The 16,414-nt window shown below is 36.3% G+C and carries 15 protein-coding genes, 2 pseudogenes and 1 riboswitch; of the genes and pseudogenes, 15 read left to right on the top strand and 2 right to left on the bottom strand.

The annotated features are described in order from the left end of the window. Positions 1-78: 78 nt before the first annotated feature. The 8 genes and pseudogenes from HOO54_RS24520 (at position 79) to aceA (ending at position 5,712) form a co-directional block, all read left to right on the top strand. Positions 79-504: a hypothetical protein gene (locus tag HOO54_RS24520; RefSeq protein WP_253907727.1), complete on the top strand. Its 426-nt coding sequence runs from the start codon at positions 79-81 to the stop codon at positions 502-504. 63 nt (positions 505-567) lie between these two features. Continuing rightward, positions 568-705 (top strand): annotated as a pseudogene (locus tag HOO54_RS25270) (RHS repeat-associated core domain-containing protein); the annotation flags it as partial. Positions 706-835: 130 nt separating this feature from the next. Continuing rightward, positions 836-1,216, top strand: coding sequence for a DUF2750 domain-containing protein (locus HOO54_RS21070; protein WP_172298792.1), 381 nt, complete (start codon positions 836-838; stop codon positions 1,214-1,216). 82 nt (positions 1,217-1,298) lie between these two features. After that, a pseudogene (locus HOO54_RS24515) lies at positions 1,299-1,975 on the top strand (DNA-binding protein); the annotation flags it as partial. Between the two features lie 53 nt (positions 1,976-2,028). Continuing rightward, a complete protein-coding gene (locus HOO54_RS21060) occupies positions 2,029-2,178 on the top strand; it encodes a hypothetical protein (RefSeq protein WP_172298790.1) in 150 nt (49 codons plus the stop codon). Between the two features lie 466 nt (positions 2,179-2,644). Beyond that, positions 2,645-2,782, top strand: a complete 138-nt coding sequence (yhfH, locus tag HOO54_RS21055; RefSeq protein ID WP_172298788.1) for a protein YhfH — start codon at positions 2,645-2,647, stop codon at positions 2,780-2,782. Between the two features lie 44 nt (positions 2,783-2,826). Further along, a complete protein-coding gene (aceB, locus tag HOO54_RS21050) occupies positions 2,827-4,416 on the top strand; it encodes a malate synthase A (RefSeq protein ID WP_172298786.1) in 1,590 nt (529 codons plus the stop codon). An 18-nt stretch (positions 4,417-4,434) separates the two neighbouring features. Continuing rightward, positions 4,435-5,712 carry an isocitrate lyase gene (aceA, locus tag HOO54_RS21045; protein WP_172298784.1) on the top strand — a complete coding sequence of 426 codons (1,278 nt, stop codon included), beginning with the start codon at positions 4,435-4,437 and terminating at the stop codon, positions 5,710-5,712. Between the two features lie 80 nt (positions 5,713-5,792). On the opposite strand, the gene HOO54_RS21040 is transcribed toward aceA, so the two are convergent. Continuing rightward, positions 5,793-6,671, bottom strand: a complete 879-nt coding sequence (locus HOO54_RS21040) for a LysR family transcriptional regulator (protein WP_309244894.1) — start codon at positions 6,669-6,671, stop codon at positions 5,793-5,795. Between the two features lie 103 nt (positions 6,672-6,774). Here HOO54_RS21040 and HOO54_RS21035 point away from each other — a divergent pair, with 103 nt between their 5' ends. From HOO54_RS21035 to HOO54_RS21010, 7 genes are all read left to right on the top strand, one after another. Then, entirely contained in the window at positions 6,775-7,452 is a 678-nt protein-coding gene (locus HOO54_RS21035) for an MOSC domain-containing protein (protein WP_172298782.1), read from the top strand. 533 nt (positions 7,453-7,985) lie between these two features. After that, positions 7,986-9,146, top strand: a complete 1,161-nt coding sequence (locus HOO54_RS21030) for a hypothetical protein (RefSeq protein ID WP_172298780.1) — start codon at positions 7,986-7,988, stop codon at positions 9,144-9,146. Positions 9,147-9,419: 273 nt separating this feature from the next. Beyond that, entirely contained in the window at positions 9,420-10,574 is a 1,155-nt protein-coding gene (locus HOO54_RS21025) for a hypothetical protein (RefSeq protein WP_172298778.1), read from the top strand. 20 nt (positions 10,575-10,594) lie between these two features. Continuing rightward, positions 10,595-10,894, top strand: a complete 300-nt coding sequence (locus HOO54_RS24510) for a hypothetical protein (RefSeq protein ID WP_253907726.1) — start codon at positions 10,595-10,597, stop codon at positions 10,892-10,894. 104 nt (positions 10,895-10,998) lie between these two features. Then, complete coding sequence (locus HOO54_RS21020; RefSeq protein WP_253907725.1) at positions 10,999-11,700, top strand: hypothetical protein; 702 nt, start codon at positions 10,999-11,001, stop codon at positions 11,698-11,700. A gap of 17 nt (positions 11,701-11,717) precedes the next feature. Next, a complete protein-coding gene (locus HOO54_RS21015) occupies positions 11,718-12,842 on the top strand; it encodes a hypothetical protein (RefSeq protein WP_172298776.1) in 1,125 nt (374 codons plus the stop codon). 939 nt (positions 12,843-13,781) lie between these two features. After that, entirely contained in the window at positions 13,782-14,936 is a 1,155-nt protein-coding gene (locus tag HOO54_RS21010; RefSeq protein ID WP_172298774.1) for a hypothetical protein, read from the top strand. Positions 14,937-15,051: 115 nt separating this feature from the next. Here the strand turns inward: HOO54_RS21010 and HOO54_RS21005 are convergent, their stop codons facing one another. Further along, a complete protein-coding gene (locus tag HOO54_RS21005) occupies positions 15,052-16,143 on the bottom strand; it encodes a 5-methyltetrahydropteroyltriglutamate--homocysteine S-methyltransferase (RefSeq protein ID WP_172298772.1) in 1,092 nt (363 codons plus the stop codon). A gap of 70 nt (positions 16,144-16,213) precedes the next feature. Continuing rightward, a riboswitch (SAM riboswitch) is annotated at positions 16,214-16,327 on the bottom strand. Positions 16,328-16,414: the final 87 nt, after the last annotated feature.

Here is a 16,414-nt window from a genome sequence, read left to right as displayed (position 1 = left end):
ATTGTGCCCGGCGCTATTATTGAGATTCCATTAGAGAAGATAAATAAATACAGCTATGCATGGGTTTTGGAAGGAGACTTGGCAAAACATAAAGATGATGATGTCCTAATTCAGTATTATGACATTTTTGTGGATCAAAAGCTGAGTAAAGCTAAGATACTTGACTTACTAAAAGAAGAAAATAAACTATTTGTAGCAAATACCGGTTTCACTGGTTTTTTGCAGGATGATTGGAAGGTTATTTATAACATAACTCAAGATTTGCTGAAACAATATGTTGGCTCAAAATTAAAATTTATTACTTATGAAGATGGAAGGTATTTCATTAGTGAAGGGAAAGAGGGCTCTTTAGCTGGAGATGATGAGTTAACAGAAATAGATCAGAAAACAGGTAAGGGCATATATAATCCGATAGGGATATACGGTCACTTAAGTATAGAGACAATTCTAATTAAGTATTTTAATGGAACTTCTATGGAAGATATCATTAAGTATGAAACTTGACTTGGTGAATTTCAAATAGCAAAATATTAAGCTTGTATCTTTGAACGATACAAGCTTTTTTAAAGTGCTGAAGTAAAAGGCAACCCGTACCGCTATGCCGGATATCGCTATGATGAAGAAACAGGCTTGTACTACCTGATCGCCCGCTACTATGAACCAGAAAACAGTCTCTTCCTGTCCTTTGAACCCGATCCTGGCAGCTTCAGCTACAAGCATTCAGATTTACAGATAATAAGAAACATAGTTTGCAGCATTTTCATGATAGATATGGAAAAGAAAGAAAAAATAAGTGCTAGATGGAAATATAGAAAGCGTTAAGGGGGGATGAAAAATGAATGAAAAAGAACTTGAAATGACATTAAAGTTAGATCCGTATAAAAGGTATAGGTATTTTATAAAAAAAATTGCTGATTATGAAGAAGTTTGGTCGTTAAGTAATGAGAAAGGCTGGGTTACATCTGAAGACGAGAATGGTACACTTCAATTGCATTTTTGGCCAACTAAAGAACATGCAAATTATTGTGCGATTGAAAAATGGAAGGAAACAAGCGCAGAATCAATTAGCTTGGAGGATTTTGTTGATAACTGGCTTCCTGGGATGCTCGAAGATGGAGTCGGTATATCTATATTTTTTAATAATAAAGATTCAGTTTCAAAGCCAATATCTCGAGTTATTGAAGATATTGAAGAAGAATTGCAAAACTATTATTGAAAAAGCATAATGAGAGGCTTTCGCTTCTGTTGCCACATACAGCAGTCCTCACTTTACGGGCAGCCTTACTCGTTGAGCGTTTCTTCCGTGTGAGGATATTATACTATTTCAGCAAAGTTCGGATGACCGTCGGTATGTGTTTATTTACTCCAAAATGTATGAGTATAAAGTAAAGGTGTTTTCAGCAGACGGAAAAGAAGAATGTGCATTTTCCCTGCCTTCAGGGGCTTCATGCAACCTTTTGGATGAGAAACAAAACCTTTGGGTCGGTTTAAGTGATGAAGGTATTTATGGTGATGAAAACCCCAGTGGACACAGTGTACTGTGCTTCACTTTAGACGGGCAACTAAAGGAAACTCATATTGATCAACAGCTTTCAGAAATATATGCACCCGCTGTAGATGACTGCTATGCACTTGCCGAAAAAATGGACTGATTTACATGCTTTATTACTCTGATACAGTCATTGCTGCGGTTGATGAGGCGGACGTGAAACGAGTGTGGATTATTTCTGATAAAGAATATTCAGGGGTGTATGATCAGCTTGCGGTCTCAGAAGACGGGTTTTGGATATGCAAAGCTGAACATTCACTGTCCCTCATTCCAGCTGATATCAGTCTGCCGAAGCAAGAGGTGAAATGCTGTGATTCAGAGGGGCAAGAGCTTTCGATACAGCAATTAAGACTAACAATGAATGCCATATATGCCATTTCAGATTCGGGAATCTATAGGTGGGATATTAGTAAGGGGATCAAATGAATGAAACATCTAGCATAATGACCAGCAAGGAAGAACCCTATGAGGATACATGAGTGAAAAAAGAGACCGATGAAATCGTTGATTTTGAGTTTGTGATTCAGACTTTGATGCAAAAAAGCTATCAATCTTCTTTTGAGGAAGCGATGTTTGTGCTGGGAGGCTTGTTTCTGAGAATATTTCTGATTACTTTTGCAACGTGCTGATTGTTTAGGGCAAAGAGACCTTCGAATGTTAAGAAAAAGCCGTCATCAATGTACAGCGAAATCGAAATGGGAAGCGCGTTCGGTCACATCAAGAGCAATCGGGCGTTCCGCAGACTTTCTTTACAAAGCCTTAACAAAGTAACATGTTGAGTTTGGATTGTGGCATTAGCCCACAAATATATTGAAAGAAGCAGACATCCGCCAGCTACTATTAGAGAAAAATGAAACAGTATTTATTTTTTGGACTTATTATTGGACAGCACCTTTTCACTTTTCTATAAACCCATTTTTGCCCACCCCTCCAACCCTTCACCTTCAACCCTTCACCTTCAATCACCGCTTACTTCCATGGAAAAAAATCAATAATTTTGAAAAAAAGGGTGTACATTTTGAAAGTTGCGTTATATACTGTACTACAACAGAAGAAAACAATAACAAACTGTTGTATAAAAAGGAGTGGAACAAGATGAGCATGAAAAGCCCAATGGAATTCTTCAGAACGCTTCCTAAAAAAACGTGTCCTGAATGCGGTGAACCTGTTGAGGAGCAGGCTGAATCTTATTTCATGGAATGTGAACGCTGTCTTGCTAAAAAAGGTGAGTAAGCGATAACTGTTAGATAACAAACGTGAAAAGGGGTAAAGGTGAGATGAAAACAGAGGAGAAGCAGATAGAAATCACGGGAGCATTGAAGCCGGAATATGAAGAAATCTTAACAGATGAAGCGCTTCAATTTATTGGACGGCTTGAACATCATTTTGGTGAGAGAAGAAGAGAACTATTAAACTTGCGAAAAACAGTTCAAACCGAGATTGATAAAGGCAAGAATCCGGATTTTTTGGCGGAGACAAAGCATATTCGTGAAGGAGATTGGACAGTGGCAAAGATTCCGGCGGATTTGCGAGATCGCCGGGTTGAGATCACGGGTCCTGTTGACCGAAAAATGGTCATCAATGCTTTGAACTCTGGGGCTAAGGTATTTATGGCGGATTTTGAAGATGCGAATTCACCGACTTGGGAAAATTGTCTCGAAGGCCAAATCAATTTACGGGATGCCATTCGTGGGACGATTTCTTTTACAAATGAAAATGGTAAGCGGTATCATCTCAATGACAATCCGGCTGTCCTTAAGGTCAGACCGAGAGGATGGCACCTTGAGGAAAAGCATGTCCTAGTAGATGGGAAATCTGTTTCAGCAAGTTTATTCGATTTTGGCCTTTATTTTTTCCATAATGCTAAAGCACTGATTGAAAAAGGAAGCGGTCCTTATTTCTATTTGCCTAAATTGGAAAATCACCTTGAGGCAAGGCTTTGGAATGATGTGTTTGTCTATAGTCAAAACGATTTGCGTATTCCTCAAGGGACGATTAGAGCTACAGTCCTCATCGAAACGATTTTGGCGGCTTTTGAGATGGATGAAATTTTGTATGAACTGAAGGAACATTCGGCAGGTCTGAATTGCGGACGCTGGGATTATATTTTTAGTTTCATTAAGAAATTCCGCAATCGGGATGAAGTGATCCTCCCTGATCGTTCAGCTGTTACCATGACGGTTCCGAATATGCGAGCTTATTCACTTTTGGCCATTCAAACATGCCATAAACGAAATGCTCATGCGATCGGAGGGATGGCAGCACAAATTCCTGCCAAAAATAACCCTGAGATCAATAAAGCAGCATTTACGAAAATTCGTGAAGATAAGGAACGTGAAGCAAAAGATGGGCATGATGGAACATGGATTGCTCATCCGGGGATGATTCAGACAGCTCTTGATGTCTTTAATGAGTATATGCCGACTGACAACCAGATTCATAGAAAAAGAGAAGATGTCAAAATCGAGGGAAAAGATTTGCTTGAAGTGCCAAAAGGCGAGATCACAGAAGGCGGTGTCCGCACAAATATTAGTGCGAGCATTCGTTATTTGGCTTCTTGGTTATCAGGCAGAGGTGCGGCACCGATCGATCATTTAATGGAAGATGCTGCAACAGCGGAAATTTCCCGAGCCCAGCTGTGGCAATGGGTGCGTCATTCTAAAGCCATTCTAGGTGATGGTCGTGAAGTAACAGCAGAGATGATCAAGACAATGATTGATGAAGAAATGCAGAATATCACTAATGAAATTGGAGCAACACAATTTCAGAATGGTCGCTTTGAAGAAGCTAGAGAGCTATTGGAACAACTTGTGTTTACTGATCAATTTGCAGACTTCTTAACAATATCTGCATATGACAAATTGTAAAGGGGAGGAATGAGTAATATGGGGAAAGAAATGGTGAGTCAAATAGAGGAAAACTGGAAGCAGGATGAGAGATGGAAGGGAATCACAAGACCATATCAGGCTGAAGATGTCGTTCGTTTAAGGGGATCACTTGAAATTGAATATACACTGGCAAGACGCGGTTCCGAAAAACTGTGGAAGCTTCTTCATACGGAAGCTTTCATTCCTGCCCTTGGTGCTTTAACCGGCAATCAAGCGATGCAACAAGTGAAAGCCGGATTAAAAGCCATCTATTTAAGCGGCTGGCAAGTGGCGGCAGATGCGAATTTATCAGGAAGCATGTACCCTGATCAAAGTCTGTATCCAGCAAACAGTGTGCCGGAAGTCGTCAAAAAAATCAATCGTGCGCTCCAGCGTGCAGATCAAATTCACTATTTGGAAGGAAAAGAGGACATCGATTGGTTTGCACCGATTGTAGCTGACGCTGAAGCAGGCTTCGGTGGGCAACTGAATGTCTTTGAACTGATGAAAAACATGATTGAAGCGGGAGCAGCAGGTGTTCATTTTGAAGATCAGCTTTCATCTGAGAAAAAATGCGGGCATTTAGGCGGAAAAGTCCTCTTGCCGACACAGACGGCTGTCCGCAATTTAATTGCTGCGCGCCTTGCTGCAGATGTCATGGGAGTGCCGACCATTTTGATTGCTCGGACAGATGCAAATGCGGCCGACCTCATCACAAGTGATGTTGACGGATATGATGCACCTTTCTTAACAGGAGAACGGACAACTGAAGGGTTTTTCAAAACGAAAGCCGGACTTGATCAAGCAATTGCCAGAGGTTTAGCATATGCGCCTTACGCCGATCTCATCTGGTGTGAAACTTCAGAACCGAACATTGATGAGGCTCGTCGCTTCGCTCAAGCCATTCATGAGAAATTCCCGGGCAAACTGCTTGCCTATAATTGCTCTCCTTCATTTAACTGGAAAGCAAAACTTAATGATGATAGTATTTTAAATTTCCAAAAAGAACTTAGTCAAATGGGATATAAATTCCAATTTGTTACACTAGCTGGTTTCCATGCGTTAAATCACGGAATGTTTGAGCTTGCCCGCCAATATAAAACACGAGGAATGGCGGCATACTCTGAACTTCAGCAAGCAGAGTTTGCTAGTGAAGTTCATGGTTACACAGCAACAAGACACCAGCGTGAAGTCGGAACAAGTTATTTTGATGAAGTTGCTCAAGTTGTTGCAGGTGGAACTTCATCAACAACAGCGCTGAAAGGTTCAACAGAAACTGAGCAGTTTCAACATTAATAGATGAACAAAGCCGCCTTTATGATGAGGCGGCTTTGTCCATTCCATCTCTGACAAAGAAAGATAGGCATGAACCTGCTCTAACTAGTTGTTTCTGTTAACTGGTCAATAAAAGCTTTAGTTGCTGTACACATGTATTTATCTTTTCGATAAATGATGCCAATCTCTCTTTGAGGTGTTGGATGAATTAATTGAACAGTGACGATTTGACTGTTTTTTAAATAAGTAAGATAACGGATGGGGAGGATGGTTGCCCCTATTCCTGCTGATACCATCTGTATCAAAGATTCCATTGTGATTTCTATGGTAGGTTTTAGTGTGATCCCAATTTCTGAACAGTACTCATCGATTAGTTTTCGAAGGAAATAGTTTTTAGGAAGCAAGACGAGCGGAATATCCTTAAGAAGCTTCATGTCGACTTCTTTCAGTTTTGAAAAGGGATGGCCCAATGGAACGGCTAATGAAAGTTCTTCTGTAAGCAATGGAATCGTTGCAAGTTCTTCATCATCCACTGGCAAAAATGCAATACCTAAATCAAGGTTATTTTCTAATAAGCCTGTTCGAATGTCTCCAGTTCTTAACCCCAAAACTGAAAGCTCAATTTGAGGATATAAATGCTTAAATTTCAAAATCGCCGCAGGGAGCAAATAGCTGATACATGTTAACAAAGATCCGATGCTCAGTCGTCCTCTTCGCAGTCCATTTAAATCACTAAGTGCAGATTCTGCTTGTTCAATTTCATGAAAAATACGTTGACTATGGACCAACAAAACTTTGCCTGCTTCAGTTAAAGCCGTTTTCTTGCCGATTCGATCAAATAATGGAACACCGACTTCAGACTCCAAATTCTTAATCTGTTGGCTTAAAGAAGGCTGTGACATATTCAAATTTTCTGCTGCTCTCGTAAAATGCAACTCTTTACATAAAACCATAAAACATTCTAATTGTCTGAACTCCACTTTCTTTCACATCCCATAAATGATAGGCTATTCCTATTATTATCATATAGATTATGAGATTGAACAATCACCACATCAATCGCTACACTTAACATAAGGAGGAATGAGTATGAAAATCATCTCTATTAACATAGGCAAGCCCATTACCATTGATGTTAACGGAAAAGAAATTCAAACAGGTATTTATAAAATGCAAATCAAACAGCCCATTTATTTAGGGAAATTAAATTTTCAAGGTGATGGACAGGCAGATTTAGTTCACCATGGCGGGGTTGATAAAGCGGTTTGCGTGTATCCCTTTGAACATTATCAATATTGGGAAAATGAGCTAAACAGACAACTAGAATATGGAGCATTTGGTGAAAACTTGACGGTGACAGGCATGCTTGAGACCAATATCCACATTGGTGATATCTTTCAAATCGGTGAGGCCACTGTTCAAGTAACCCAGCCAAGACAACCGTGCTTCAAACTTGCCAAAAGGTATGATCTGAAAGACTTCCCAATTCGCATGCAAAACAACGGTTATACCGGTTTTTATTTTCGCGTGCTTGAGGAAGGCTGGGTCACCCCAGAGTCCAACATCAACCGGCTTGAAACAAACGCCAAACAAGTAACAATCGAATTTGCTAATCAGATCATGCATCATGATAAAAAAAACGTCCATGCCTTAAAAAGAATTCTCGAAGTTGAACAGCTCTCCGGTAATTGGACAAACACTTTTCGCAAACGGTTAAAAGGAACGATCGAAAATACACAAGAAAGGATAGAAGGGAAATAAGTTTCCCTTCTATTGAAATGCACATCTTCTCTACTTCAAAATGCCCCTAATAATCATCATTTTAAATCGAAAGTCTCCTAATTTAGATAGGTCTTATTTCGTGGTTCTTTAGTTCGTTGAATAAGGTATAACCTTTTTGCTATGATTTACCTATGTTTTTTACTAATGATTTTATACATAAATTATGAAAAATTCCCTCGGAGTGTCGTCCGCCTCAATCACGATTCGAGACGTTTACTCGTAATAGGAAGGCAAATGTTTTCAGAAACCAACAATGTCATTAGAGATTCTATTGCAGTCGAATAGCGATCTTATCATCTCTAGCCCATTTATATTGATGAAAATGGAAATCAGGTCCATATAGAAAAATAAATATGACGATCGCTTTAAAAAAGATGGCTTTGCTACAAAAGGTCGCCTCCATATTGTTTATGAGCCCAAAGCATATGAACGAACACCGCCAATTAATGAGTGATATTTTGTTGATGTAATTCGAAAGGTTAATGAAAAAGAAGCAGAATAGGGGGAGATGAATGTTAAAAAAACGATTCATAAGTTTAAGTCTAATACTAGCATGCTCACTGCTTATCACTGCTTGCGGAAAAGATAAGTTTGAAGAAGTTACATATAAAAAAGGTTTCCCAAAAGAAGATAATCCTGGTTTAACTGAACTTATGAAGCATTATTTATCTGAAGAAAGTACAGATCAAGAAATAATAAGAAAAGACGGAAGCATTTTATTTTCAACTCTAGGCAACCAGCGAAAAGACGTTCAATATTTTGAGTATACAGAAGATCAGTTAAAGCAATATTATAAGCCTATACTGACAGCGGAAGACCCCAAAGACACTTTAGATAATTTAGACGAAAGTAATCGCTATGAAAAGTCTTTGTATCATTCTATAAAAAGCAAAGAAAAATATAATCTTCCTGCTATAAAAACAATGTCAAACAATCGACTAGAGGTGAAAACAAAGAGAAAGATAAAAGTATTAGATTTGACAGATATATTAGGTGAATATGGAATAAAGAAGTCTGATGACCTAGAGATCTATTTAGAAGCAGTAAATTCTAAATGTTTTTCTCTTGTCATTCAAAACCTCAGTTATGAAGGAAGTAAAAATCTTACAATGCAACTTTTCCTGACGCAAGATTTAAAAAATATTGAAACAACAATGTTAAACAAAGAAAGTCTGCAAGAAACATTGTCAACTGGGAAACTAAAAGACTATTATGGTTTGTACCCAATCGTAGATAAATCAGGTAGATATATATTTTTATCTAATTTTTTCATCTTAGATAAAAAAACAAATCAGTTAAAAGAAATTAAAAAGGGTGACTATTTAAGCGAAGATGGAAAATATGTTTATCTAAACGGGGATAAAGAAGAAATTCAAGACGGTGTTCAAAAAATCCAAACAGTGGACAACTATTTAAAAGGAAACGATGAGTATGAAGCTCAGTTCAAGCTGGATTTCGAAAATATTGCAGAAGAGATGGATTTTAAATCAAGTGGAACAAGCATTGCTCAAACTTGCTATTTTAATGAAAACTATGTTGTCTTACGTATTTCTTACAATGGGATGATAGTTGGGACAGCAGGGGCAGTCAATGTCCTAATTGATTTAAAAAATAAAAAACAACCGACTGCGTATTTAGTTGATTTAGGAATAATGTCAAGGAAGGTGTATTAAACATAACATTCAAGTGTTTAGAAGATTTTTGAAAAAAATGATTAGTGTTAAAAAAACAATTAATAAGCTTAACTTTAATACTGGTTTGTTCATTGTTTATAACAGGCTGCGGGATCATGGTTGAAACGGGTATTTACAAAACAGATAACTACATGAACATTTAGTTAATATCACAATCAAATGTTAAAGTCTTACTTTCTGGGGTTAGCCGAGTGATTTCACAAAGATTCGGTTAACGATTTCAAAAAATAACAAATAAAAGGACATATCAAAATGAAAAAAAGATCGATAATCTTAAATCTAATCATGATATTCGCCCTGTTTATAACAGGTTGCAAAAATAAAATTGAAGAAGCTACATATGAAAAAGGATTTCCTAAGGAAGATAGCCGTGGCTTAGCTGAATTCATGAAACATCATCTATATGAAGAAAGTACAGATCAAGAAATAATAAGAAAAGACGGAAACATTTTGTTTTCAACTTTAGGGAATCAACGAACAGATATTCAATATTTCAAGTATACAGAAGATCAGTTAAAGCAATATTACAAGCCTATGTTGACAGCGAAAGATCCGAAAGATACTTTAGATAAATTAGACGAAAGTAATCGCTATGAAAAGTTTTTGTATCATTCTGTTAAAAACAAAGAAAAATACCATATTCCTGATTTGAAATTAATGTCAAATAATCGACTGAAAGTGAGGACAAAGAAACAGGTAAAAGTATTAGACTTGTCAGAAATGATGGAAAAATACGGTATGGAAAAGTCTGATGAATTGGGAATTTATTTAGAAGCGGTAAATTCTAAAAGTTTTTCACTTATCGTTCGAAACCTCAGTTATCAAGGAAGTGGAAACCTTATAATAGAACTTTTCATGACGCAAGATTTAAAAAATATTGAGACAACAATGTTAGAGCCAAAAAACCTACAAGAAACATTGTCAACAGGGAAATTAAAAGAATTTTATGATTTGTATCCAATCATAGATAAGTCAGGTAGATATATATTTATCTGTAATCTTTATATTTTGGATAAAAAAACAAATCAGTTAAAAGAAATTAAAGAAAATGATTATTTAAGTGAAGATAGAAAATATGTTTATCTACACGGGTATAAAGAAAAAATTCAAGACGGTGTTCAAAAAATCCAAACAGTCGATAATTATTTAAAAGGAAACGAAAAGTATGAGGCTCAGTTCAAATTGGATTTTGAAAATATTTCAGAAGAGATGGGTTTTAAATCAACTCTTGTAAGTATTGCTGAAATTTGCCATTTTAGTAAGGACTATGTTGTTCTACGTGTTTCTTACAATGAGATAGTCGATGGGAAAGCAGGGGCAATTAATGTCCTGATTGATTTAAAAAATAAAAAACAACCGACTGCGTATTTAGTTGATTTAGGAATAAAGTCAAGGAAGGTATATTAAACGTAAGAGGATGCTGAGTAGTGTTAAAAAAACAATTAATAAGCTTAAGTCTTGTTCTAGCATGCATACTGTTTGTAGCCGGTTGCGAAAAAGAAGTCATATATGAAAAAGGCTTACCAGAAGACAGCCCAGCATTTAAAGAATTTATGAGACATGAGCTCGGATCATCTACAGATTTAACTTTGAGTTATCAAGGTCAAAGTTATTTGATGATGCGTAGTGACACAAAGGGACTACGATACTACAAATATACAGATGAACAACTTCGGAATAGTTACAAACCGATTTTTTCTGTGAAAAAAATTTTTCCAAAAAGCTAGGTGACTTAAGGCGTGTCAATTTTTATAAAGAGGGAAAAATCATCCATAATAAACTAGTTGAAAACCTGCCGGATATGAAAATAGGCAAAAATAATGTTTTGAACGTGAAAACAAAAACTGGAGAAAAGAAGTTTGAGTTACCATCAGCGAAAGGGAAAAAAGTATATCTTTCACTTTTAGCGATTAATAAAGAAAATATGTTGATACAAGCACGAATATATGAAAAATTAAAAGATGGTGACTTAGGGGAACTAAACGAATATTATCTGTTTTTAAAACAGGATTTCTCAAAACATCAAATTGTCGAAGAAGAAAAATTAAATGCCACAATCGAGTCAGGGAAGTTAAATGATTATCTATCTGTATTTCCAAAGGTGTCAAAGGATGGAGCATACCTGAAGTTGTTTGACAATTATATTTTAGAAAAGAAGACAAACAAAGTTCGAAAAATCAAAGACACTGATTATTTAAGTGTAGACGGAAAATATGTTTATATTAATGGGAAAAAAGCTGATATTTCTGAAGGTGTTCAAAAAATCCAAACAGTCGATAATTATTTAAAAGGAAACGATAAGTATGAAGCACAGTTCAAGTTGGATTTTGAAAATATTTCGGAAGAGATGGATTTTAAAGCAAGTGGTATAAGCATAGCTGATATCAGTTATTTTAATGAAAATTTTGTTGTCTTAAGTCTTACTTATAATGGGATAATCGTTGGAACAGCAGGCTCCGTTAATGTCCTCATTGATTTACAGAGAAGTAAAAAGCAGCCGACCGCATATTTGGTTGATTTAAATATATTATAGTGAATGGAAGTAGATGAATGATCAAAAAAAATTTATTTTTAGTTATATTGTTATGTATAGGCTTTGTATGGCTAGTTATATCCAGTTATGAAAAAGATCCATACGAAGAAGTCATTTATAAAAAAGGTTTACCAAAAGAAGATAGTCCGGCATTTAAAGAATTCTTGAGAAATCACCTTGGATCATCCACTGATATTACTTTGAGATATCAAGATCATACTTATACTATGGCACGCGATGATATAGATGATGGGCTACAATTTTATAAATATACAGATAAACAGTTGTACAATCGTTATAAGTCTGTCTTTTCTATGCGAAAAAACATTGAAGATAAATTTAATGACTTAAAAAATAATGTTGATTTTTACAAAGAAGGAACAATCATTCAGGACAAAGTAGGTGAAAATCTACCTGATATGAAAATTGAAAAAAAGAGTCTTTTGAGCGTCAAAACAAAACGAGGAGAAAAAAAGATAAAAATACCATTATCAACAGATTCAAAAGAAGCTTCTTTCAATCTTCTAGCTGTAAATAAAACAGATATCATGATAGAGGTAAACGGCGAAGCTTCTGAATCATATTATCTTTTTCTGAAACAAGACTTTTCAAAACATCAATTTGTTAAAAAAGAAGAATTCTATGCCGCAATCCAGTCAGGAATACTAAATCATTATTTATCTCTATTTCCAAAGGTGACTGAGAATGGATCATACCTGAAGTTGTTTGATAATTATATTTTAGAAAAGAAGACAAACAAAGTCCGAGAAATTAAGAATACTGATTATTTAAGTGTAGACGGAAAATATGTATATATTAACGAGCGTAAAGAAAAAGAAAGAGATGTCATGTCTGACGGTGTGCAAAAAATCCAAACTGTTGATAATTATTTAAAAGGAAATCATAAGTATGAAGCTCAATTCAAGATCGATTTCGAAAATATTGCAGAAGAAATGGATATTAAAGCAAGTGATGTTAGGCATGCCGAAATTCATTATTTTAATGATGATTATGTAGTGTTAAGTGTCTCATACTTCGGAATCATGGGGGTTATAGCAGCGGGAGATGTTAATGTCCTCATTGATTTGCAGAAAAGTAAAAAGCAGCCGACCGCATATTTGGTTAATTTAGGAATAGACTAGAAATGCTTTAAGATTGTCGTGAAGTCAAGGTAATGTAAGCACATTTTCGTGATTTTAATTAAGCTGTCTGACGAGTTTTTCTTCATGTCTGATTGTTTTACAGAAAAACAAACCAACTGTTTATTGCATGATTATAGTGAAAACTACGTAGTTTAACTGGGTCAGGAGGACTTTATTTACAACAAGGAGCTGTCTAAAAAGTCCTTTTTCAACGTAAATCAGGGGGAATTGCGAGACTCCCGCGGAAAGCGAGCAAATTCCCCAATTTTTATTCATCCACACGACTTTCAGGACAACCCCTAGTGAGTTCTTAGAGATAAAACTTTTTCGAAAAAGGTCAAGAAGGCATGAACGATCTATAAAATAGGAACGAGAGTGTAAACTAAACTGTGTAAGTAAGCGAGCGGTACAGCTCTTGCTTCGCAGTTTAGTTTTTTTATTGTTAAACTAATGGTTAGAGCAAGACATGCAAAAATGTGAAAAGAGAAGTGAACCCAGATACGATGAGATGGATCGTTTGAAACTCAAGTCAATCAGTGCATAATGATTTGAAAGAGAACGATAATGAAAGCTCAATTGCGTATGAGATGAAATGTAATACAGGTTTAATGAAAATTTTTGTTGTGTGTTTCATGCTATGGAATCATAGGGAGATGATAATGTTCTGATAAAAATCAAAACATCCAACTGCATATCTGGTTGATTTGGGCATTTTTTAAGATATACTGAAGATGTGGAACATCATCTTGAATAAACAAGGTGAAGAAAATCACTGTAAGATTGGCACGTTTTCAGTATGATTATGAAAATGCTGCTGATTTACGTTTCTTATAATACTGAAGGGGCAGAAGAGTCGTTAATGTGCGGATTGATTAAAAATTCGGCTTTCTGGCGTTTTTTCATTCGGTATTGTTAACAAAACGTAGAGGAAGTAGATTAATGATTAAAAAAATATTATTGATTATAGTATTGTTAATAGGCAGTGTATGGGTTTTTATATCAAGTAATGAAAAAGATCCATATGAGGAAGTCATTTATAAAAAAGGTTTGCCAAAAGAAGACAGTCCAGCATTTAAAGAGTTCCTAAGAAATGACCTTGGATCATCGACAGATGTAACTTTGAGGTATCAAGATGATACATATACAATGGTACGCAGTGGTATAGAGGGGTTAACTTTTTATAAATTTACAGATAAACAGTTGCGGAATAGTTACAAACCTGTTTTTTCTATTCGAGAAAATTTTGAAAAGAATTTTTATGATTTAGAATACGGCGTTGACTTTTTTAAACAACGAAATATCGTTCATGATAAAATAAGCGAAAATTTGCCAGATATCAAAATCGAGAAAAAGAATCTGTTGAACGTGAAAACAAACTTTGGTCAAAAAAACATAAAAGTACCGTTATCTACAGATTCATATGAAATTTCTCTCGATCTTCTCGCTATAAATAAAGAAAATATGCTGATAGAAATAAGTGGTTATAGACCTGGCAAAGCTTCAGATATATATTATCTGTTTTTAAAACAAGATTTTTCAAAACATCAAATCGTCAAAGGTTCAGAATTAAATGCCACGATTGAGTCTGGAAAATTAAACGATCACCTGTCAGTGTTTCCGGAAGTGACGAAAGATGGATCATATCTTAAGTTGTTAGGTAAAAATATATTGGAAAAGAAGACAAATAAAGTAAGGGAAATCAAAGATCATGACTTTTTAAGTGCGGACGGAAAGTATGTCTTTCTTAATGGAACTATGAATAAGAAATTTCCCGAGGATGTCCAAATTCAAACAGTGGACCATTATCTAAAAGGAGATGAGAAATATGTGGGTGAGTTTAAGATAAACTTCAAACATATTGCCGATCAGTTACATTACAAATCAAGCGGTGCTAGTTTTATTGAAATCCTTTATTTTAAAGAGGATTATATCGTATTAGATGTTTTATATAGTGGCATGATAATTGGGACAGCAGGATCTGCTAACGTCCTCATTGATTTACAAAAAAGTAAAAAACAACCGACTGTATATTTTGCTGATTTAGGAATAGAAGATGCATTGTTTTCTGGCACTGATCAGTTGTGGAAAAGATAAAACTGTAGAGACAAATAAGGATGGTTAGCAGACTGCTTCCGGTAGCTAGACTGTGCCTAACATTGGAAGCAGTATTTTTTACGCTTAGCAACCATAAAAGCCTAATAGGCAGTGTTTAATTCCAAATATCCTCAGCAATTTCCACCACATGGCGCAATTTTGCCCACTGTTCTTCTTCCGTCAGCAGATTGCCTTCTTCAGTTGAGGCAAATCCGCATTGTGGGCTTAGACATAACTGGTTCAAGTCAACATAACGGGAAGCCTCTTCAATTCGCCGTTTGATTTCATCCGGTTTTTCGAGTTCAGCAAACTTAGAGGTAATCAGACCAAGCACAATTTGCAAGTCCTTCCGTTTGACATAGCGAAGCGGTTCAAAGCTGCCAGAGCGCTCATCATCAAATTCAAGGAAAAGCCCGTCAAGATTTAATCCATCGAATATTGTTTCTGCGGCGGCTTCATATCCGCCTGAGGCTACCCAGGTTGACTTAAAGTTTCCCCGGCAAATATGCATGGTCACTGTCAAATCTTCAGATCTACCGTCAAGTGCTTGATTGATCGTGTCAGCGAACGATTGCCGCAATTCGCCGGGATCTTGTCCGAAGGCTTTAATTTGTTCATGACCCTGTTCTGAGAAAAAGACGGACCATGCTGTATCATCAAGTTGCAAATAGCGGCATCCAGCATCATAAAACGCTTGAATAGCTTTTTTATAAGCCTGTGCGACATCGTGGTGAAATGCATCTAAATCCTGATAGACACTTTCTTCAAGTTTCCCTCTAAAAAACAGCATATTTGGACTCGGAATCGTCATTTTTGCAGTATGGGAACCAGCAATGCGCTGAAGAAAGCGATAATCATCAACCATTGGATGATTTGTAAAATCAAGCTTACCATTCACTTTGATCCCATGCGCTTTTGTTTTGATATTATGAAATTGAATTCCGCTTTCTGTTTGATAGCCTTCCACACCATCAAGCCCTTCAAGAAAATCAAAGTGCCACCAAGCCCTGCGAAATTCCCCATCAGTTACTGCCTGTAGTCCGATTTCTTGTTGTTTTTTGACAATGCGTTTAATCTCTTCATTTTCGCTTTCTCGTAATTGTTCGGCACTGATCTCACCTGCTTCTTTTTGCAGACGCGCTTTTTTGATACGTTCAGATCTTAATAGACTTCCGACTTGATCGGCCCGGTATGGTCCTTGTTTCATTGGTTATCCCTCTTTCTGTTTGATATAAAAAAGCCCTTCCTGATAAGGAAGAGCTTGACCGGCAATCTCCTCCTTATCTCCAAGAAACGCAATGAGCGCTCCTATCAGGATTTAGCACCATTCTGTCTCAGACAGCGGTTGCCGGGTTTCGCAGGGCCAGTCCCTCCACCACTCTTGATAAGGAAAACTTTTTTAATTGTTTTAATATTAATACTTTTTATAAAAATGTCAATAGATTTTGATGTAAAACTTTCTGAATGTTAGTTTTTTT

Origin of the sequence: Bacillus sp. WMMC1349 (assembly GCF_013155385.1) — a bacterium.
GTDB lineage: Bacteria > Bacillota > Bacilli > Bacillales > Bacillaceae > Bacillus.
The sequence above is the reverse complement of the archived record's forward strand: the minus strand, read 5'-3'. Positions and strand labels throughout refer to the sequence as shown.